Here is a 21,751-nt window from a genome sequence, read left to right on the forward strand (position 1 = left end):
CTGCTGATATCTCTCTGCATTTATATTTTAAAAAACAAACAAGGATAACGGTACCATTCCTGTATACTTTGTAAGCGTTATCACTACGAGAAGTAATAATACTTCCGCAAGTTCACTCCCGGCTCCCATAACATCTCCGGTAATTCCACCAATCTTTCCTGTGATATACACCCGGAAAAGATAAGCAAATCCAAAAAGGATAGCAAAGATGAGAATTCCCCAGTATGAAAATGCCAGTACCATTGCTATCAGTCCTAAAATCACCGTTCCGATTACGGTTCCCAGACTAACGGTTCCTACATAAATACCGATCCCTTTTTCACGTGGGTAAATAGCTTTATATACGATTGCTCCCTGTACCATCTTACCGGCAATCGGCATAAGAAGAATCATCAGCCAGCGGATGTCACTGTAATAGATGCCGGCAAATTTCAGTGCCAGATCAAAACACATCGCCACCGCACCGTTTGTTCCGATACGGCTGTCTTTCATAATTTCAAGCATCCTCTCTCTCGTTCTCGCCGAATAGATTCCATCGGCAGTATCCGAAAGACCATCTAAATGAAATGCACCTGTCAGGCAAAGATTTGCCAGCATCGCAAAAAGTATTCCGAATACTTCCGGCAAAATAAGGCTGACGAGCAAAAATACTGCCATATCACAAAGTCCAAGAATCAGACCAACAACCGGATAATATAGAAATCCTTTATGCATATCTTCATCTTTTACTTCTCCAAGATCTACATTAACAGGGATTCTTGTCATAAAACCAAGAGTTAACAAGAAACGCTTTATTTGTGTCTTCATTTATTTTCTACCTTCTTCCGCTACATCCTGAATCATTGTTTCCACCATACCTCTGGCAGTGTATACAACAGCGGTTTTCTCGATGGAGAGACCATTCTCCTCCGCTGTCTTTGTTGTAACCGGACCAATACTGATATATTTGCCTTTTACATCATCAAGATTATCTACCATGGATACAAAGGCACGAACAGCACTTGAGCTTGCAAATGTCACGTAATCAACCATTTTGATCAGACGGTTCAGCTCCTCTGCCTTTCTCTCATCATTTACTGTATGGTAAAGGGAAATACAGGTATGAGGAATTCCTGCTTCTTTTAATGCATCTGGAAGTACTCTGTTTGCTTCCTCTGCACGAAGGAGAAGAACACGTTCATCTTTTCCGATATGAGGAACCATCGCCTCTGCCATATCTTTTGAAGAATATGCTGTCGGAATAAAATCACAGAAAATTCCATGGTCTTCCAATGCTTTTTTCGTTCCGTCTCCAATAACAGCAAAGCGAATATGCGCTAAATCTCTAATATCTTTTCGGATTTCCTGCATTTCTTCAAAGAAACATTCCACACCATTGGCACTGGTAAATACAATCCATTTATACTTATCTATTTCTTTCAATGCAAGATCCAGCTCAGGAAGTCTCATCCTTTCGGTACGAATCAAACTAAAGGAGATTGCTTCTGCTCCTTCTTCTTTCAAAATCGGAGAAAGTCGGTCTACCATGGAAGTGGTTCCTGTTACAAGGACGCTCTTACCTGATAATGGTTTATGCCCATACCAGTCAAGTACCTGACGTAAACTTACGACATCACCAACAACCGTAATCGCAGGAGTCTTAATTCCCTCGCGCTCTACAACCTCTACAATATCCGCAAGTGTTCCTGTCGCAACACGCTGTCTTGCCGTTGTTCCTTCCTGAAGTACACCAACCGGTGTTGCAGGATCTTTTCCATTCTCCATAAGAGAAGCTACGATATTTGGAAGATTTTTAAGTCCCATAAGGAAAATCAACGTACCTTCCTCTTTGGCAAGTGTTTCATAATTCAGTACACTCACACCATTTTTATGATTTCCTTCATGTCCTGTAATCACATGGAAAGAAGAAGCAAAATCACGATGCGTTACCGGTATACCGCAGTATGCAGGAACAGAATAGGAAGAAGAAATTCCTGGTACGATTTCAAAATCAACTCCGGCTTCTCTAAGTTCCTGACCTTCCTCACCGCCTCGTCCAAAGATATATGGGTCACCACCCTTTAAGCGGACAACATTCTTGCCTTCTAAAGCAAGCTTTACTAAAAGTTCATTTGTCTCATACTGTTTTAAATGGTGATTGGAAGAACGCTTTCCGGCATAAATAAGTTCTGCATCATCTCTCACTTCATTTAAAAGAGAACTGGATGCAAGATTATCATAAACAACAACATCTGCCTCTCTTAAAAGCTTAAGTCCTTTTCTTGTCATCAGATCTTCATCACCAGGACCTGCACCAACCAGATATACCATGCCTTTGTTTACTTCGTGGGCAACGCTGATACCCAATTCTGTTGCTATTTCTACTTTGCTTTTTCTTGCTGCAGTTTCTTCTACGGAAACTGTTACTGCTGCTGTCGCCCCAGCTATTGGCTTGCTGTCTGCCTCTTTTTCCGCTAAAGCATCTTTAATATTTACCGTCATATATGTTTTTCTACTATGAATTCCATCTTTCACATACATAGCACGCATGGAAAATTCGCCATTTTCCTCACGACAAAGTGCAGCAGCCGGTGCATTACAGCTTCCGCCGATTGTCTTTAAGAAAGCTCTCTCTGCCATGAGAAGACATTCTGCTTTCTCGCTGTGGATCGCTGCAAGGATTTCTTCCATCTCGGCATCTTCTGTACGACTCTCTACTGCGAGGATTCCCTGACCTGCTGCCGGAAGAAATACATCCGGGTCAAGATACTGGTAATGCAATCCTTCTTCTTTTTCATATCCAAGTCTTTCGATACCAGCTGCCGCAAGAATAATTCCGTCATACTGCCCGTCACGAAGCTTACTTAAACGTGTCTGTACATTCCCACGAAGAAGCTTGATTGTTACATATGGATTGATTTCTTTAATTAATAATTCTCTTCGTAAAGAACTTGTTCCAACAATACTTCCCGGTTCTAATTCTTCTAAAGTTTTACCAGTTGTCGTTACAAACGTATCTCTGACATCCGCTCTGTCAAGAACTGCGCCGATTCCTAAACCTTTCGGGAAATCCATCGGCATATCCTTCGCACTGTGAACCGCAATATCGATTTCTCCAGAAAGAAGTTCTGCTTCAAGTTCCGCAGTAAATACTCCTTTACCTCCAAAGGATGTAAGAGACTTATCAAGAATCTGGTCTCCCTTTGTATCAATCTTTACAATCTCCACTTCAAGTTCAGGAAATGCCTGTTTTATTTTATCTTTTACAATATCGGTCTGTATCAGAGCCAGTTTGCTCTTTCTTGTTCCGATTTTGATGATATTTTTCATCTTGTTCCTCCACCTATTCTACGTTCGCGAATCCGTATTTATCTTCATATCCTCTTGGTGTGATCATCTTTCCATCGCGTACATATGTATTGGAATTTCCGACAATAACGATACTAAACATATCGATTGGTGCATCTTTTACCGCATCTAATGTTGTAATATAAGAAGATTCTTCTTCTCTTCCTGCATGGCGGACAATGCCGACAGGAGTCTTTCCATCACGATATTTCATAAGAATCTCAGCTGCCTTTTCCACATAGTCTGCTCTCTTTTTACTCTTTGGATTATAGAGACATACAATGAAATCACCCTGTCCTGCACAATCTACTCTCTTCATGATAAGAGAATATGGTGTCATCAGATCACTCAAACTGATGATTGTAAAATCATGCATCAGTGGCGCACCAAGAACCGATGCTGCCGCACTTGCCGCTGTCACACCCGGAACTGTTTCTATTTCTACATCTGCTTTCTTTTCATTTGCAATTTCTAAAAGAATTCCTGCCATTCCATAAATTCCACTGTCTCCGGAACTTACCATTGCTACCGTTTTCCCTTCTGCAGCAAGATCAACTGCCATACGGCAACGATCCATCTCCTTTGTCATCGGAGTTGCCACATATTCCTTATCTGGGAAAAACTTTTTCAGCATCTCTACATATGTAGTATATCCTGTAATCACATCTGCATTTTTAATTACATCAATTGCTTTTGCTGTCATATGTTCGTATCCACCAGGACCAAACCCAACTGCATATAACTTACCCATCATTTCCTCCTGCTAAAACCAGTATTTTCGTGTACTGATCTGCTAATATACTTGTCTGTTTTAATGATTTAAGCAATGGAAAAAGGTTTCTAAATCTTCTGGAGTATTATTCTCACGTACCCAGTAAAAGAAATGATCAAATGCCTTTTCCACGCCTTTATGCTCTGCTACTTTTACAAAATTGTCTCTGACCTTTCCCATGACGGACAGTGACTTCTGGAATACCATCCACTGTTCAAACTGAAGCTCATACTCATCAAGAATTCCCGATGCAGCTTCTGCTTCTCTTAGCTTCTTCTGGTTATTCTCCTTTGCGATTCTTGTGAAATCATCAATATTATAGTAGCAGGTGTCATCCACCGCACTGATCTTCGCTTCGATATCCATTGGCACAGCCAGATCGACAAATACTCTTCTTTTCGCTGTCACCAACTGCTTCTTCATCTTGCTGTATGTCAGTGTATAATGTGGACTGGATGTCGCACTGATCACAACATCCATCTGATCTAAATAGTTATATCTGTCCTCATAATCAATCGTTGTAAAGTCATCATTTCCATGCTTTGTATTAATCAGCTTATTTTTTCTTGTCGTAACATAGATATCTGCCTGATGAAGCGATTCCAGATTCATCAGCACGATTCCTCCAATTTTACCTGTTGCACCGATAATGAGAACTTTCTTATCTTTTAATGTGCCAAGCTCTTCCTCTGCCACTTTAAGCGCAAGTGTCGCTGTCGATACAGAAGTCTTTGAAAGTTCTGTTTCTGTCTTTACTTTTTTAGCTCCTGTAACCGCCATACGGAAAAATGTATTCAGATACACTCCCGTTGTTCCGGCTTCTCTTGCCTGCTTATGTGCTGTCTTTACCTGACCAAGAATCTGGTCTTCCCCGATTACCATTGAATCAAGACCGGCAGTCACCTGAAAAAGATGATGGATTGCCTTTTCTCCATGATAGAACAAAAGATAATTCCCAATATCTTCTTCCTCCTGTGCACCTGCTTCCCCAAGCAGAGTATCCTCCATCAGATTAAATACACATCCCTTGCTTTCCGAATCAGAATACACATACATTTCTGTCCGGTTACATGTAGATAACACGATACATTCCGAAACTTCAAGATGTTCTGTTATCTTCTGCATCATATGTTTTTGCTGCTCCTCGGTAAATGCAAACATTTCTCTTACATGAAGAGGGGCTATTTTATGACTGATACTAATTATCTGTATACCCATTTTTTATTTTCTGCCTCCAGCAAAATCATGCGGCTTACTCTTTTGCCTGTCTGAATTCATGTGTAAATGTCTTATCGTAAAGTTTGGAAAGTTCGTACTCATCTCCAAGGAAATCGCCTACAACGGTAAGCGCTGTCTTTGTGATTCCTGCCTCTTTTACTTTCTGTGCGATATTTGTCAGGTTACCGATCACGATCTTCTGGTCTTCCCAGGAAGCTTTGTATACAACAGCAACCGGTGTATCCTCTCTGTACTCTTCTTTCAGAGTATCTGCAAGCTGCTCGATCATTCCTACACTGAGGAAAATGATCATCGTAGAATTATGTTTTGCCAGATCTCTTAACTTTTCCTTTGGAGGCATTGGAGTTCTTCCTTCCATTCTTGTAAGAATGACTGTCTGAGATACTCCCGGTAAGGTATATTCTTTCTTTAATGCCGCTGCAGTTGCAAGGAAGGAACTAACTCCCGGAATAACATCATAGTCGATTCCAAGACGGGAAAGTTCATCCATCTGCTCTCTGTGCGCACCAAAAACAGCAGGATCTCCCGTATGAACACGAGCTGTCATCTTTCCTTCTGCCTCTGCCTTTTTCATCACCTCAATAACTTCTTCCAAAGTCATTGTTGCACTGTTATAAATCTCTGCACCCTCTTTTGCTCCGGCAAGCACTTCTTTATTTACCAGAGAACCGGCATAGATAATTACATCTGCCTGATCAATCAGCTTCTTTCCTTTAATTGTAAGTAATTCTGGGTCTCCAGGACCTGCTCCAATAAAATGTACCATTATTCTCTCCTTTGACTTTCTGTCTCATTTATTATATTTATAATTATCTTACTTCGTAAGCACATCAATTGTTCTCTGAATATCCTCATCACTATGTGCAGCAGAAATAAACATTGCCTCAAACTGTGATGGTGCTACATAGATACCATTTTCTAACATATAGTTAAAGTAATCTGCGTAAGCCTTCGTATCGGAAGAAGTTGCTCCCGCATAATCCTTCACATTCTCTCCTGTAAAGAAAGCACTCATAAGGGAACCAATCTGATTTACATGAATAGCAATACCCTGTTTCTCTGCTCTTACCTTATAAGCTTCGGCAAGCTTCTTTGTATTTGCCTCGATCTTTGTATAAAGTTCCGGATGATCTCTTAAAATCTCTAATGTCTTAATTCCGGCTGTTGTCGCAATCGGATTACCGGATAACGTACCTGCCTGATAAACCTTTCCTGTTGGGGAAATGTTCTTCATAATATCTCTACGTCCTCCGTAGATAGCCATTGGCATTCCACCGCCAACAATCTTTCCGAAAGTAGACAGATCCGGCTTAATGCCAAACCATTCCTGAGCACCACCGACACCAAGACGGAATCCGGTGATAACTTCATCAAAAATAAGAATTGTTCCATTCTCCTCTGTAATCTCACGAAGGAAAGGAAGAAAATCATCATCTGGAATAACAACGCCCATATTTGCTGCAACCGGCTCCACGATAAGCGCTGCAATCTGATCTTTATTATTCTCGAATAACTCTCTGACAGAATCTTTATCATTATAAAGAGCAACTAAAGTCTGCTCTGCAAAAGAAGCAGGAACTCCACTGCTGTCCGGTACAGACTGTGTTAATGCTGCAGAACCTGCCTGCACTAATAATCCGTCGGAATGACCATGATAACATCCCTTAAACTTAATGATCTTATCTCTTCCGGTAAATCCTCTGGCAGCACGAATCGCACTCATCGTAGCCTCTGTTCCGGAACTTACCATACGCATCATTTCCATGGATGGCACACATTCCTGCACAAGCTGTGCAAGCTGATTCTCCTTACCTGTCGGTGCTCCAAAAGTCAGACCGTCAAAGCAGGCTTTTACTACTTCTTCAAGTACTTCCGGATGAGAATGTCCAAGAATTCCAGGTCCCCAGGAACAAACATAATCAATAAACTTATTCCCATCTACATCATAAACATAGGAACCCTTTGCATGGTCAATAAATAAAGGATTCCTTCCTACTGCACCAAATGCTCTGACCGGTGAGTTTACACCACCTGGCATCAAATCAAGTGCAATTTTATATAACTCTTCTGATTTTACTGTGTTCAACACTTTCTCCTCCTTATTAAAAAAATGAGATTATATTTACTTATTTTTTATACTTTTCGTAACCTTCAGAACAAGATTTCCTATACTGTCTCATTCTGCCTCGTTCGATTATACCATGAATCTCTTTTTCACTAAAGATAGTTTTCGTAAAAAGAAGACAAAAAAACACCATTTGCATAGAAAACTTTTTGCTAATAGTGCTTTTTTTCATGAGAATATATCGAAATATGATTATTATTTGTGTGGAATTTTACAAGTAGTATGAAAAATTCCTGTTTTGCTGATTTAGTATAGACGAAAAAAGAAAACATGATATATTCCATCTGCTCTGTAGTCGCTATGTTTAAAATGCTCATCCGCATCTTAAACACGCTCCGAAGACGAATCTGGGATATATCATATTTTCTTTTTTCTGTATAATCTAAATTCACAATTTAATAGGATGAAAATATGCCAGAAGGCTATAGTTTTCCAAGAAGTTAAATTCTAAAAGACTGCCATTCAAATCGCTTTATTACTTAAACTTTTATTTCATCCTATAACTTCCAGATATCTCTGTTGTATTCTTCAATCGTTCTATCAGAAGAGAAATATCCTGCTTTTGCAATATTCACAAGCATCTTTTGTACCCATTCTTCTCTATTTTCATAGTCAGCATATGCCTGCTCTCTTGTCTTTACATACTCATCGAAATCAGGGAAGGTCATAAACCAGTCTTTAGAAACAAGTTCATTAAATAATCTCTCTAATCTGTCTTTATCGCCAATTGCTTTTAATTCTTCTCCTGTTATGAAGTCTACAGCTTCTTTGATCGCCGCATTTTCATTATAATATTTTGCCGCATGATAGCTTCCCTGCGCGTATCTTTCAACAACCGTATCACTGGAATCTCCAAAAATATAAATATTATCATCACCTACGAGTTCATGAATCTCAACATTCGCTCCATCTTCTGTTCCTAATGTAAGCGCACCGTTAAGCATAAACTTCATATTACCTGTACCACTTGCTTCTTTAGAGGCAAGAGAAATCTGTTCTGAAATATCGCAGGCTGGAATTAATTTTTCTGCCCATGTTACATTATAATTTTCCACCATCACAACATTAAGATACGGACTTACTTCCGGATCATTATCAATAAGCTGCTGCAGACAGAGGATAAGATGAATGATATCCTGAGCGATTATGTATGCCGGCGCTGCCTTCGCTCCAAAAATAACGGTTATCGGTGTAGATGGTTTCTTTCCTGCCTTAATCTCCAAATATTTATGAATAACATACAACGCATTCAACTGCTGTCTCTTGTACTCATGCAGTCGCTTAATCTGAATATCAAAAATAGAATTTTCATTAATCGTAACATTCTGTCTTTCCATCAATGCCTTCTTTAATTCCATTTTCTTAGCAGACTTTATCTCAAGAATCTGTTTTAATACTTTTTCATCATTTTTATAATCTAACAGCTTTTCTAACTGCATTGCATCTTTTTTAAATCCATCCCCGATAAGAGAAGTGATAAGTTCTGTCAACTGTGGATTGCAGTGCAACAGCCATCTTCTAAAAGTAATACCATTTGTCTTATTATTAAACTTCTCCGGATAAATTTCATAAAAATGATGCAGCTCATTGTTTTTAAGAATCTCTGTATGTAAAGATGCCACTCCATTAACGCTAGAAGAATAATGAATATCAATATGAGCCATATGTACTCTTTCTTCTCCGTCAATAATATATACTGCCTGATTATGATATTTTCTTCTTACTTTATCATCTAAAACTTCGATGATTGGCATAAGCTGTGGCACTGCTTTTTTCAGGTAATAAATCGGCCATTTTTCCAACGCTTCTGCAAGTATTGTATGATTTGTGTAAGCACAGCTCTTTGTTACCGCTTCAATCGCTTCATCCATCTCAAGACCTCTCTCCACAAGCAGACGGATAAGCTCTGGAATAACCATTGTCGGATGCGTATCATTAATCTGAATTACCACATAATCCGAAAGGTCATGTAAGTTGCAACCCTTCGCAACACATTCATCAAGAATCAACTGTGCCGCACTAGAAACCATAAAATACTGCTGATAAATTCTAAGAATACGACCTGCCTCATCACTGTCATCTGGATAAAGGAAAAGAGTAAGATTCTTTTTAATATCTTCCTTATTAAAATTAATTCCATCCTCTACAATACTTTCATCCACACTCTCTATATCAAATAAATGTAACTTATTTGACGTATTATTATATCCAATAACATCGATATCATACATTCTTGATTTCACTGTCATCCCTTTAAACTTAATGTCATATGTCACATCCGTTTTTGTAAGCCAGCTTTTCTCTGTAAGCCATGGATCTGGCACTGTTGTCTGCATATTATTTTCAAAAACCTGTCTAAACAATCCAAAATGATAATTCAATCCAACACCATCGCCGTTTAATCCTAAAGTCGCGATAGAATCAATAAAGCATGCTGCTAATCGTCCAAGTCCTCCGTTACCAAGAGACGGCTCCTTTTCAAACTCTTCGATCTCACAAATATTTTTTCCATTCTGTGCAAGCTCTTCCTTTACCTCGTCATAAATTCCAAGATTGATAAGATTATTAGATAATAACTTTCCGATTAGGAATTCTGCGGATATATAATATAATTTTTTCTTAGAATTACCATGCTGCTTACCAGAAGCCATTTTCTTTGTTAATGTAAGCAATGCATAATAAAGCTCCTCATTTGTACACTCTGAAATTGATTTACCATACTCTGTTTTTACAAATTCTGAAAGTTTCATATTGTAATACCTCCCTTGAAAAAATAATGTTTCTCGTGCATTTATACTGTGATTATATTATAATACTGTCAGAACTTAATTTATTGCAGTACAGTCTTATATTTTTGCACGATACTATCTTTTTTAATATTCAGATTTGTCGATATGTAATTTAGTATTACAAATTTCAAGTCGAGCAGTCACTCACCACCTGAAAGAGGTGGAAGTCTTCTCGACTGAGATAAAACATATATGATACCAAACGCTCCTGCATACATATTACATATATTTAAGAAAGGAAATTCTCGAATTTATCTTTGGATTTAATACGTAAATTTAACGCATGAATTTAACATATACATTTAATGGATAAATTCGCTACAGGAATATATATGGATAAACTTCAATACAAATTATATCACGAAAATAAAACACATACTCCAGACGATTTCCCATACAATACTTACTTATGTTCCATTCCCCTAGACTTTCAGTCGGTAAACCTTCACTGGCACGATGAAGTCGAAATTATTGTTATAAAAAAAGGAATCGGTATTGTCAGTGTAGACTTAACCACCTATTCTGTCAGTGCCGGAGACATTATCTTTGTCCTCCCCGGACAGCTTCATTCCATCAGCCAAAAAGACAATGAGATTATGGAATATGAAAATATCCTGTTCAAATCCAGTCTCTTAAAATCATCTGGTTACGACTTATGCAATGATAAATTCATTCAGCCACTTTTTTCAGGCAGCCTTCATATCTGCCCGGTAATCAATAACCAGACTCCATATTATCCTCCAGTCATCACCGCCATCAACGAAATCGATCACCTGTGTGATTTACGCCCCTATGCTTACCAGCTATCTGTCAAAGCATATTTATTCCAGATACTATATACTCTGGTTTCAAATTGCGGGCAAAATAAAATCAAACCAATCAACCAAAAATCTCTCCAAAAAATAAAGACGATATTATCCTATATCTCCGACAATTTTCAGGAAAATATTGCGATTGAAGACATCGCAAATTATTGCTTCTACAGCAAGTCCTACTTTATGAAATTTTTCAAAGAAACTATGGGGGTAAGCTTCATTCAGTACCTTAACGATTATCGCCTGGAAATTGCCGCCGAGTTGCTTACCACAACAACTGATACTATTTTGGATATTGCAATTGCTACCGGATTTAATAATATTTCTTACTTTAACAGATGCTTCAAAAAGAAATATGGCGTTTCGCCAAGAAAGTATCGATGTTAAAGACAGACGAAAAAAGAAATACTACCATATCCCATCTGCTCTGTAGTCGCTGTGTTTAAGATGCTCATCCGCATCTTAAACACGCTCCGAAGCCGCATCTGGGATATGGTAGTATTTCTTTTTTCTGTGTTTTGGCTCCAGAAGGGGGAGAAAGCAGAAGACTACTGCTTGCTCGAATTATCTTGCTACGAGATGTGCATCATATAACACATGACATACGTCAAGAAAAATAATATATTGCGACAACATAATAATAAATATATCATGTACAGCGATAGCTTGCAGTATCATCTTATCATCAGTGAAACTTGAAAAAAGCTTCAGCATAGCGAAGAGAGTAAGCAGTAGACTCCTGACTTCTCCCCCCTTCTCTCCTCCCAAGACTATTGAATTCATTCCTTCTGGAGCCAAAACACAGAAAATAAAAAGAATAGACCATAACAAATGTAATGTGAGAGCAAGTAAAAATGCCGAAAAGGCATTTTCTACGCAGTGATATCTTTACATTTGTTATGGTCTATTCTTTTTATTTTCGTCTGTTTCCCCCAAATGAATTAAATAGTAAAATCCTGTTGCGTTACGGTAAATGTCCGATTATAATTGTAGGGTAACATTTTTACTGGAAAGATATAAAGAACTCTATGAATATAAATTTTTAAGGAGGAAAATTATGAGTGACGTATTAAATAAAATGAAAACAAGAAGAAGTATCCGTAAATTTAAATCGGATATGGTTCCGCAGGAAGTTTTAGATCAGATTATTGAAGCAGGGCTTTATGCTGCAAGCGGAATGGGCGAGCAGTCTCCTATTATCATTCAGGTTACTAAGAAAGAATTACGTGATGAAATTTCTAAAATGAACTGCGATATTGGTGGTTGGAAAGAAGGTTTTGACCCATTTTACGGTGCGCCTGCCATGTTAATTGTTCTTGCTAAAAAGAGCCGTCCAACCTATGTATATGATGGCAGTCTTGTAATGGGCAACCTTATGCTTGCAGCTCATGAACTTGGAATCGGAAGCTGTTGGATTCACCGCGCTAAAGAAGAATTTGAATCTGATTGGGGTAAAGATTTCCTGAAATCTTTAGGCATTGAAGGGGAATATGAGGGAATCGGCCACTGCGCGTTAGGTTATGTTGATGGAGAGTATCCTGCTGCTCCAGCAAGAAAAGAAAATCGTGTTTTCTATGTTAAGTAACCCATTAAAAACATTGACAAAAAAGGAATGGCTGCTCTGGCTTGCCTCCCTCGCTGCTGTAATCATTTCAAATCTTGCAACGAATGATTTAGATTTGCTTACATTAATCTCGGCACTCCTCGGTGTCACTTCACTGATTTTTGCTGCAAAGGGAAGTGTCTGGGCACAGTTTCTGATGATTGTTTTCTGCATTTTATATGGTATCATTTCTTTCCGTTTCCACTACTGGGGAGAAATGATCACCTATCTTGGAATGACTCTGCCGATGGCTGTCTGGTCAGCGATCACATGGCTTCAAAACCCATCCGAAGAAAATGAAAACGAAGTAGCAATTCAAACATTAAATAAAAAACATATCATTGGATTAATTATCAGCACAATTATCGTTACGAGTATTTTTTATTATATCCTTATGTGGCTGGATACACCAAATATTATATTCAGTACCTTGTCTATTGTAACAAGTTTTGTTGCAGCATCACTTACTATGCTGCGTTCTTCATACTACGCTATGGGATATGCCGCAAACGATATCGTGTTAATTGTACTCTGGGTGCTTGCCTCACTTGAAAACCCTGCCTACATCCCTGTTGTAGTAAATTTTGCAATTTTTCTTTTAAATGATATGTACGGATTTGTGAGCTGGAAAAAGAGAGAGTTAGAACACGCTCTAATACAATAGAAAAAACACTAATATATAAAAATTGAGCAGGAGGATTCTCTATTATGAATAAACAGGACATTTATAAGTATTTAAAAGAAAATAATATCTGGCACGAGATTACAGAGCATAAAGCAGTTTATAACATGGCGGAACTTGCAGAAGTTGATATTCCATATCCGGAGGCCGATGCAAAGAATCTTTTCGTACGCGATGATAAAAAGAAAAACTTTTATCTTATCACTGTTCGTGGAGACAAGCGTGTCAATTTAAAAGAATTTCGTAAAGCCAATGGAACCCGTCCTCTAAGTTTTGCTTCTGAAGAAAATCTTATGGACATTATGGGGCTTATCCCTGGTGCTGTAACACCTCTTGGCATCTTAAATGATACGGAAAAGAAAGTACATTTTTATCTCGATAAGCATTTTCTTGAAGAACCGGGTCTTGTCGGAGTTCATCCAAATGATAATACTGCTACTGTATGGCTGAAAACAGAAGACTTAATCCGTATTCTCGAAGAACATGAGCATGATGTGACACTGGTATCTTTAGATTAACAACAACTATTGTATAATAGTTACCCCCATTGCCAAACCGTAGTGGGGGTATATTTATAGCAAACGAAAGGATTTATTTATGAACACCGCTTATTTTTACCTCACCGATGAAGGCGGAAGACTTGCTCACAAACTGGCTGCCGCTCATCCCGGTGATATTTATAATAAAGAAAATTTTAAAGAAAATCTGCAAGCAGGCTTTGGCAAATACGATTCACTTATCTGCATCATGGCAACAGGAATCGTTGTGCGTATTCTTGCCCCGCTAATTGTACATAAGACGAGTGACCCGGCGGTTGTCGTTTTAGATCAGAAAGGAAAATATGCCATCAGTCTCCTTTCCGGACATCTTGGAGGAGCGAACGACCTCGCTCGTGAAATGGCTGTCATTTCCGGTGGCGAAGCTGTCATCACTACCGCAACCGATGTAGCGGGCGAACTTTCTTTTGACACTTTCGCAAAAAAGCATGATATGGCAATTGAGAACATCGGACAGTTAAAACATATCAGCGGTGCGTTACTTTCCGAGAAAAAAGTAAACGTCTTTACCGATAAAAATGCTGCGGAACTTTATCCGGAATTAGCCAAAGAGCAGAAACGGGGAATGATTGCTATTTTACCTCTCTCCGAGTTTTTCAAAACCTATACTATTGAATCCAACATTCCAGCTGTGGTAATTGATGAAAGACTTTTTGTGTCCAACTCCACGGTTCCACAGGCAGCTCCAGTTCTCTATCTTCGCCCACGCACTATCTGTGCCGGCATTGGCTGCAAGAGAAACATGGAACAAAAACCGATTGAGGAGGCACTTTTACAGACATTAAAAGAAGAGGGAATTCACCCTCTTTCTCTAAAATGTATTGCAACCATCCCACTGAAATCCGATGAACCCGGAATTATTGGAACCGCCGCAAATTTAAATGTACCATTACAGATTATACCTACCGAAGAAATCGAAAATCTGGATATCAGTCAGCTCGGTATTCAGACATCCGAATTCGTTGCCAGCCAGACGGGTGTCTTATCTGTTTCCACAGCCTGTTCTTATCTGGCATCCGGCAAAGGAGAAATACTTAAAGATAAAGCAAAGTATAAGGGAATCACAATTGCTCTATCAAAAGCACGCTCTTGATTGTAGATTTAAAACAGACGAAAAAAGAAACAATGCCCTATCCATCTGCTCTGTAGTCGCTGTATTTGTCCTCCCCTCTTTCTCCCAAAGATTATTGAATACATTCCTTGTGGAACCAAAGCACAGAAAATAAAAATAATAGACCATCGCAAATGTAATGTGGGAGCAAGTAAAAATGCCAAACAGGCATTTTCTACGCAGCGATATCTTTACAGTTGCGATGGTCTATTATTTTTATTTTCGTCTCTTTCGCCTCACAAATTAGTATTTAATCTCTTCTAACACTTTGGAGAACGGCATCTTCCCTCCAAATAAGTCGAGTGCACTTCCAATGGTTACATCCACTTTATTTTTCCCAAGTTCTTTTAACTTTCTTAAATCTTCAAAGGAACTTACTCCTCCTGCGTAGGTTACCGGGATTCCATCCCAATTGCCAAGTAATGCAGCGATATCTTCTTCGATTCCACCTGCTTTTCCTTCTACATCTACTGCATGTACAAGAAATTCATCACAATACTCTGCAAGTTCAGATAATACATTTTCTGTAAGTTTCACATCGGTAAACTTCTGCCAACGGTCTGTGACGATATAATAATCTTCACCTTTCTTTCGACAGCTTAAGTCAAGAACAAGATGTTCTTTTCCAGTTACTGCGACAATTTTTTTAAGGTTTTCATAATTAATCTTTCCATCTTTAAAAACATAGGAAGTCACGATGATGTGGGATGCTCCTTTTTCCAGAAAAAATGCCGCATTATCCGCTGTCATCCCACCTCCGATTTGAAGTCCTCCCGGATAAGCCGAAAGCGCCAGACAGGCTTGTCTGACATCTTCCTCATAATATTGGCTTCCTGCCGGATTTAAAAGAATAATATGCCCCCCTTTTAATCCGGCATCTTTGTATAATCCGGCATAAAAATCTCCATCTTTTTCTGAAACGAAGTTATCTTTTGCATAATCTCCCTTATCTAAAAGGCTGCCACCGACAATCTGTTTCACTTTTCCATTATGTATATCGATACATGGTCTGAATTTCATAAACTGTCCCTTTCATTTTTTCAAGAATGCTGAAACATTCTTATCGCAAGATACGTTGATGCAACGCATGACATATTTCTAATGAGCAATTCTTTTATCTGCATTTCCAGAAAAATTATTTTAACTCAATCATTTCTCTGTCATATGGTACATAGACATTTCCTTTATAATATTTTCTGGCTTCTTTTTTATAAAGAGATTTTCTCTTTCGAATATTTTTATCTTCCGTATGCCATAATAACAGATTCTTTACTTCTAACTTCTGCGCCAGTTCTGCGCTGTCTTTTACCGTACCATGATGTTTTTCATATGGCTTAAATTCATCCTTTTCTTTATCTAAGCAAAAAGCTTCATGTAGAAAGTAATCTGTCTGGTATGCATATTCAAAACAATGCTCCTGATATGGCTCATCACCGCAAAATGTCAAACGCTTTCCATTATTTAAAGTTGTCACAAAGCCAAACTGCCTTGCTTTTGTAGATCTTATATCGAAAAACTTGACTTTATAATCTAAAATCTGTTTTTCTTCTCCATCCTGTACCGGACAAAGAATAATTCTGTCTCCTATTAGCTTCGTAATCTTTTTAACCAATGTCAGCTCACAAATAGTTTTAAGTACATTTACCAGGCCATCATGACAATAAATCGTACAGTTTCCTTCATATTTTCCCTTTTGAATTGCCTGACCAATTACACGAATCATCCAGATCATTCCCAAAAGATGATCCGTATGTTCATGCGTAAGGAAAATATCATGAATCTCTGTAACCGGAATATTCATTTTTTCAAGCTGAGTAAGTATACCATTCCCACCTCCGGCATCTATCATAAAGTATCTTCCCTTTTTGTTCTGAATAATAGAGCAGGTATTATAACATTTTGTAACGGATGCATTTCCTGTTCCAAGTACGATTAATTTCTCCATAATGTTTCCTTTCTATAACTCTATTTTTATTTCTTATTTATTTTATGTTTTTCTACCTTTTAGCGAGTGAACTTTTATTGAATAAATCTATCCCCGATAAATTTGTTTCCGATAACATTCAAATGCTGACGGAATTGCATATTTTTCTTCTAAATCTTCTCTTGATACGGCAATCCATTCTTCCTTTTCTAAAAGTTTCTCTGAAACATCTCTCATTTGAAGCCGATATCCTCTCATCTGCCATTCAACATGAGAAAAAATATGTTTTCCTTCACCCAATGGCTCTATCATATAATCTCCGATTCCCCATTTTTTCATCTGTTCAGATAACTCTTTTGCAGTAAGCTCGCCATCAACATTAGGCAATTCCCATAATCCACTTAAAAGCCCTTTCTCTGGCCTTTTGTGTAAAATAATCTTATCAGATACTTCTATTAAGAATACAGCCTTTTTTTCAATTTTTCTCTTTTTCTTTTTCGCCTTCACCGGAAAATCAGTTTCCCGTCCATATTTATGCGCCTGACAGACAGCCTCCCATGGGCAATTCTCACAAAATGGTTCTCCATTTGGAATACAAATCGAAGAACCTAAATCCATCAATGCCTGATTAAAGTCTCCCGGACGTTCCTTCGGCAATACCCGTCGCACTTCCTGACTTATTTTCTTTTTAACCGAAGCTTTATTCATTTCACCATCTTCAGCAAGAATCCTTGAAAAAATCCGAAGGGCGTTCCCATCTACTGCCGGTTCCGGAATTCCAAATGCAATCGATGCAATCGCACCTGCTGTATATTCTCCTACACCTTTAAGAGATAATAGTTTTGAATAATCTGCCGGAATTTCCCCATCAAACTCCTGCATCACCTGGAGTGCAGCAGCCTTTAAATTTCTTGCTCGATTATAATAACCAAGCCCTTCCCACAACTTCATAAGTTCTTCATCTGGAACTTCAGATAATGCCTTCACATCCGGCAACACTTCCATCCAACGGTCATAATATTTTTTCACCGCTTCTACTCTAGTCTGTTGCAGCATAATCTCTGAAATCCACACATGATATGGCGTTGGCTCACTTCTCCATGGTAAAATTCTTGCATTATAATCATACCAATCCAGTAAAACCTCGCCAATTCCTGTCGGTGCTACCTGTAACGGAACACAAATTTCCTTCCACGCTCTTGTAAGTTTCTCTACAGAAAAAGCTGCATTAGCCGGACTGGTTGAAGGCAGCTTTACCGCCTTTCTACCCGTTTCCTTCTCCTGATACTTTCTATAGTACTCATACGACTTTGCACCATTACAAAATATTTGTTTAATATCTGCATTCTCTAATATTTCAGATAAATCATTCGGAACCACATTACGAATACTGCTATCCGATGAACCAATAATATCACAACTGTGGATAACATCCCATACAGCTATATGATTTTTATGAAGAAATTCTCTTTTCTCCTCTATCGTTTCCGGTTTATTCTCAGAAAAAATACCTGCCAAAAGCTTCCAGAAACGATTCTGAGGATGCCCGTAAAAAAATGCCTCTTCTCTGGATTTTACCGATGGAAAACTTCCCAATATCAAAATCTTTGAATCTTTATCATAAAGAGGCGGTATCGGATGTACAATCTTTTGTCTCTTTGTCTCATCTAGTTTCATAATAAAATATTTTCCTTTTCTCTATCAACAACACATAATCTTACCTTCGTTAGTATACCACAAAACTCGAATCTCATATATCTATTATGTAGCTTATACATTCAAGAATGCTCCACTGATACTGATTTGTTGCTCGCCATCTACAGAGATGGGAGCATCTCACATCTGATATAATTTGCAATCAAAAAACAGAAAAAGAACTATCGCATCAAGATTCTTTACATAAAATACAGAAATAACTTTTCATTAAGAAATCTATATTCTATATAAAATCATCTGATTGCAACAGTTCCTTTTCTATCCTAATCTCTCTTGATCTACCTTTATCTATTCTTATGTATTTTATCTATTTTTCTATAATCCTCTGTATTCTTCTTTATCCTTCCTTATCCTCTTTTATTTCCGTACCTCTATACTTTATTTTCTTCTTTTATAGCACTTTTTATTCTCTACAGATATACCTTGTTAAAAAATCTCATACTCTTTCCCATGCTTTTCAAGCCAGGTACGACATTCTCTATATTCAGGCATAACTTTTTCCATCTCATTCCAGAACTTACCCGAATGGTTCATAACCTTTAAATGTGTCAACTCATGTACAATAATATATTCTATAATTTCCATCGGGAGCATCGCCAGCTTCCAGTCAAACTTAAGATTATGCTTCCTGTTACAGCTTCCCCATAAAGTCAGCTGATTTTTAATTTCGATATTCTGATAAGAAAGTCTTGGTCTTCGTAGTGCCGACTGCCGATTCTGACCAGTTATCATCACCTGATTATACTCAAGCCCCATCTTCGCAGCAAACTCTTCCACTTTTTTCTTAACAATAACCGCTGCACACTTTTTATAATAACGAACTATACAATATCTTAAAAACTCCTGACTATCATTATCCGTCTTAATAATCAAATGTTTTCCCTGTTCCTTCTTATCTTCCATATAAATCTTCGTCTCTTCTCTGTCAAAATCCGACAGATACTTTATTCTCAGAAGAACATCCGTCTTCCCAAGAAACGGAAGATACAAACCTGCTCTATAAACTATTCTTCCTTCTTCTAAATCAAGTGTAATTGGAAGCATCTGATGATTTCGGACTTTCTTCTTCTCATACTCCTGAAAAATAATCGTCTCATTCAGACGAACATATCTCTCAATCATCTCTCGACTCATTCCGACCGGAACCTTCATATCTATAGATAGATCATTGTGAATGATGAAGTCTACATATCTTGAATTCACACTGATAACATTTACATATAAATCTCCTGAGTCCTGATGAATTCTAATTTTAGACACGAGACTCCCCCTTTCTTCCGACAACTACAAATATTTTTCCTGTTATTTAATAGTATAGCGCGTTTTTTTATCTCTTTCAACTACTTTAACCAAAATATAAATCTTTTAATGTTTTTGTAATTTATCTCAGCTTACGCTGACCAGAATCACGCGCCAAGTCTCGCGGTGGCTCGACTTGAATAAAAAATAAAAAGCCCAGACCCAAACAAATATTTTATATTTGTTATGGTCTGGACTTTTTATTTTATCTGTCACGCCTGTTGGCAGTATCTTATTCTACTGTATAAGGCATTAAGGATACGTGTCTTGCTCTCTTGATCGCTACTGTAAGAGCACGCTGATGTTTTGCACAGTTTCCTGTGATTCTTCTAGGTAAGATCTTACCTCTTTCAGATACGTATCTTTTTAATTTATTTACATCTTTATAATCGATTACTGCATTTTTATCTGCACAGAAAATGCAGACTTTCTTTCTTCTGCGGCCACCTCTTCTTCTCATTGGAGCATCGCCACGATCTTTGCTATATGCCATTGATATTACCTCCTAAAATTCCTTAACTCTAAATAAAAGGCAGTTCTTCTTCAATTCCTTCCGGAATTGTCATAAATCCATCGCTCACTGCCTCACTTGGGGCTGGACGGCTTGTTGGTGCAGGTGCAGCCTGTGGCTCTGGAGCATTCGCATATCCTCCCTGCTGCTGATATCCACCTGTGTAGCTGGATGCAGCTGCCTTACTCTCTGCAAAATCCTGTTCTTCAACAACAACATCTGTTGTATAAACCTTAACACCGTCACGATTGGTATAACTACCTGTCTGAATTCTTCCGGAAATGACAATCTTTGTACCCTGTTTCAAGTACTTCTCAGCAAATTCTCCCTGTCTGCCAAAAGCAACACAGTTGATAAAATCTGCATCCTGTTCACCATCTCTGCGGAATCTTCTGTTTACGGCCAAAGTATATCTTGCTACGCACGTTGCCTTCTCACCCTGAGAATATCTAACATCCGGGTTTCTGGTTAAACGTCCCATCAAAACTACTTTATTCATGGAATTCCTCCTATTCGTTATGCATCCTGTTTAACGCATAAGTATCTCATAACTGGTTCCATGATACGAACACGACGTTCAATCTCTGCTGGACACTCAGCTGATGCATCGAATTGGATGAAATAGTAATATCCTTCTCTCATCTTCTGAATTTCGTAAGCTAATTTCTTCTTACCCCATTCATCAACGTTAGTAATCTCTCCGCCAAATTTTTCGATTAAAGCTTTAATCTTTTCAATGGCATCTGTTCTAGCGTCATCTTCGATTTTTGCATTAATAACCAGAGCTAATTCATACTTATTCATGGTCATTTGCACCTCCTTTTGGTCTTTCTGGCTCTCTTAAATACTTAAGAGAACAAGGATTTTTACACATTACAGTTGTCCATTATATCACAGAACCTTTACAAACTCAAGTTTCATTTCAAAATTTTACTGTACAAAATTTCTTCTGATATTGCTCTTTTTTTATTCATTTTTACCATCAGACAGATTAGACATATTAAACATCCTGGCTGATATATCCTCGAAAATTCTTTTCTACAAGCTTTCTCGGAACCATTACTTCTCTTCCGCACTTCATACATTGCAGCCGAAAATCCATTCCAACTCTAAGTAACTTCCATTCATTCGCACCGCAAGGATGCTTCTTTTTCATTTTGATAACTTCTCCCACTTTAAAATCCATATGCTTTTGTACTCCTGTTTTCCATAATTAAGTTCACTATAGCAGAAAAATTTTTTCACGTCAAAGGCTTCCCTTCCCGTATTTTTACCTATATT

The 21,751-nt window shown here is 38.1% G+C and carries 20 protein-coding genes; 5 read left to right on the forward strand and 15 right to left on the reverse strand.

The window, feature by feature from the left end; all coding sequences use genetic code 11:
* Nucleotides 1-27: 27 nt before the first annotated feature.
* The 7 genes from cobS to FYJ25_RS09535 form a co-directional block, all read right to left on the reverse strand.
* Nucleotides 28-807 (reverse strand): adenosylcobinamide-GDP ribazoletransferase, encoded by a 780-nt coding sequence (cobS, locus tag FYJ25_RS09505; RefSeq protein ID WP_021906224.1) that lies wholly within the window; start codon nucleotides 805-807, stop codon nucleotides 28-30.
* On the reverse strand, nucleotides 808-3,309 hold the full coding sequence (gene hemC / locus FYJ25_RS09510) for a hydroxymethylbilane synthase (protein WP_154581179.1): 2,502 nt from the start codon (nucleotides 3,307-3,309) through the stop codon (nucleotides 808-810).
* Nucleotides 3,310-3,322: 13 nt separating this feature from the next.
* Nucleotides 3,323-4,078, reverse strand: coding sequence for a precorrin-3B C(17)-methyltransferase (cobJ, locus tag FYJ25_RS09515; RefSeq protein WP_096238978.1), 756 nt, complete (start codon nucleotides 4,076-4,078; stop codon nucleotides 3,323-3,325).
* Nucleotides 4,079-4,138: 60 nt separating this feature from the next.
* A complete protein-coding gene (gene hemA / locus FYJ25_RS09520) occupies nucleotides 4,139-5,317 on the reverse strand; it encodes a glutamyl-tRNA reductase (protein ID WP_021906227.1) in 1,179 nt (392 codons plus the stop codon).
* 34 nt (nucleotides 5,318-5,351) lie between these two features.
* Nucleotides 5,352-6,104, reverse strand: coding sequence for a precorrin-4 C(11)-methyltransferase (gene cobM, locus FYJ25_RS09525; RefSeq protein WP_005343306.1), 753 nt, complete (start codon nucleotides 6,102-6,104; stop codon nucleotides 5,352-5,354).
* 48 nt (nucleotides 6,105-6,152) lie between these two features.
* A complete protein-coding gene (gene hemL, locus FYJ25_RS09530; RefSeq protein WP_096238976.1) occupies nucleotides 6,153-7,424 on the reverse strand; it encodes a glutamate-1-semialdehyde 2,1-aminomutase in 1,272 nt (423 codons plus the stop codon).
* Between the two features lie 536 nt (nucleotides 7,425-7,960).
* Nucleotides 7,961-10,213 (reverse strand): glycogen/starch/alpha-glucan phosphorylase, encoded by a 2,253-nt coding sequence (locus FYJ25_RS09535; RefSeq protein ID WP_154581180.1) that lies wholly within the window; start codon nucleotides 10,211-10,213, stop codon nucleotides 7,961-7,963.
* A 371-nt stretch (nucleotides 10,214-10,584) separates the two neighbouring features.
* On the opposite strand from FYJ25_RS09535, the gene FYJ25_RS09540 reads away from it, so the two are divergent.
* The 5 genes from FYJ25_RS09540 to FYJ25_RS09560 all read left to right on the forward strand — a co-directional run bounded on the left by FYJ25_RS09540 (nucleotide 10,585) and on the right by FYJ25_RS09560 (nucleotide 15,002).
* Nucleotides 10,585-11,454 carry an AraC family transcriptional regulator gene (locus tag FYJ25_RS09540; RefSeq protein ID WP_154581181.1) on the forward strand — a complete coding sequence of 290 codons (870 nt, stop codon included), beginning with the start codon at nucleotides 10,585-10,587 and terminating at the stop codon, nucleotides 11,452-11,454.
* A gap of 670 nt (nucleotides 11,455-12,124) precedes the next feature.
* On the forward strand, nucleotides 12,125-12,652 hold the full coding sequence (locus tag FYJ25_RS09545; protein WP_154581182.1) for a nitroreductase: 528 nt from the start codon (nucleotides 12,125-12,127) through the stop codon (nucleotides 12,650-12,652).
* Nucleotides 12,642-13,334, forward strand: a complete 693-nt coding sequence (gene pnuC, locus FYJ25_RS09550) for a nicotinamide riboside transporter PnuC (protein ID WP_096238968.1) — start codon at nucleotides 12,642-12,644, stop codon at nucleotides 13,332-13,334. Before FYJ25_RS09545 ends, pnuC begins: the two co-directional genes overlap by 11 nt.
* 44 nt (nucleotides 13,335-13,378) lie before the next feature.
* Nucleotides 13,379-13,870 (forward strand): prolyl-tRNA synthetase associated domain-containing protein, encoded by a 492-nt coding sequence (locus tag FYJ25_RS09555; RefSeq protein ID WP_096238967.1) that lies wholly within the window; start codon nucleotides 13,379-13,381, stop codon nucleotides 13,868-13,870.
* 79 nt (nucleotides 13,871-13,949) lie between these two features.
* Nucleotides 13,950-15,002 carry a cobalt-precorrin 5A hydrolase gene (locus tag FYJ25_RS09560; protein ID WP_154581183.1) on the forward strand — a complete coding sequence of 351 codons (1,053 nt, stop codon included), beginning with the start codon at nucleotides 13,950-13,952 and terminating at the stop codon, nucleotides 15,000-15,002.
* Nucleotides 15,003-15,263: 261 nt separating this feature from the next.
* Here FYJ25_RS09560 and hisA read toward each other — a convergent pair whose 3' ends face one another.
* The 8 genes from hisA to FYJ25_RS09600 form a co-directional block, all read right to left on the reverse strand.
* Complete coding sequence (gene hisA, locus FYJ25_RS09565; protein WP_147608839.1) at nucleotides 15,264-16,040, reverse strand: phosphoribosylformimino-5-aminoimidazole carboxamide ribotide isomerase; 777 nt, start codon at nucleotides 16,038-16,040, stop codon at nucleotides 15,264-15,266.
* Between the two features lie 115 nt (nucleotides 16,041-16,155).
* Nucleotides 16,156-16,965, reverse strand: coding sequence for an MBL fold metallo-hydrolase (locus tag FYJ25_RS09570; RefSeq protein ID WP_154581184.1), 810 nt, complete (start codon nucleotides 16,963-16,965; stop codon nucleotides 16,156-16,158).
* An 87-nt stretch (nucleotides 16,966-17,052) separates the two neighbouring features.
* Entirely contained in the window at nucleotides 17,053-18,621 is a 1,569-nt protein-coding gene (gene mutY / locus FYJ25_RS09575) for an A/G-specific adenine glycosylase (protein ID WP_330578328.1), read from the reverse strand.
* 465 nt (nucleotides 18,622-19,086) lie between these two features.
* Nucleotides 19,087-19,920, reverse strand: a complete 834-nt coding sequence (locus tag FYJ25_RS09580; protein WP_154581185.1) for a M48 family metallopeptidase — start codon at nucleotides 19,918-19,920, stop codon at nucleotides 19,087-19,089.
* Nucleotides 19,921-20,191: 271 nt separating this feature from the next.
* The gene (gene rpsR, locus FYJ25_RS09585; protein ID WP_005344029.1) at nucleotides 20,192-20,452 is read right to left on the reverse strand and encodes a 30S ribosomal protein S18; all 261 of its coding nucleotides are present in this window, start codon (nucleotides 20,450-20,452) and stop codon (nucleotides 20,192-20,194) included.
* Nucleotides 20,453-20,480: 28 nt separating this feature from the next.
* Nucleotides 20,481-20,969 (reverse strand): single-stranded DNA-binding protein, encoded by a 489-nt coding sequence (locus FYJ25_RS09590; protein ID WP_147608835.1) that lies wholly within the window; start codon nucleotides 20,967-20,969, stop codon nucleotides 20,481-20,483.
* 17 nt (nucleotides 20,970-20,986) lie between these two features.
* On the reverse strand, nucleotides 20,987-21,274 hold the full coding sequence (rpsF, locus tag FYJ25_RS09595) for a 30S ribosomal protein S6 (RefSeq protein WP_005344024.1): 288 nt from the start codon (nucleotides 21,272-21,274) through the stop codon (nucleotides 20,987-20,989).
* A 196-nt stretch (nucleotides 21,275-21,470) separates the two neighbouring features.
* Nucleotides 21,471-21,656: a DUF951 domain-containing protein gene (locus FYJ25_RS09600; protein ID WP_021907032.1), complete on the reverse strand. Its 186-nt coding sequence runs from the start codon at nucleotides 21,654-21,656 to the stop codon at nucleotides 21,471-21,473.
* Nucleotides 21,657-21,751 lie beyond the last annotated feature (95 nt).

Source organism: Anaerobutyricum soehngenii, from assembly GCF_009697165.1.
GTDB lineage: Bacteria > Bacillota > Clostridia > Lachnospirales > Lachnospiraceae > Anaerobutyricum > Anaerobutyricum soehngenii.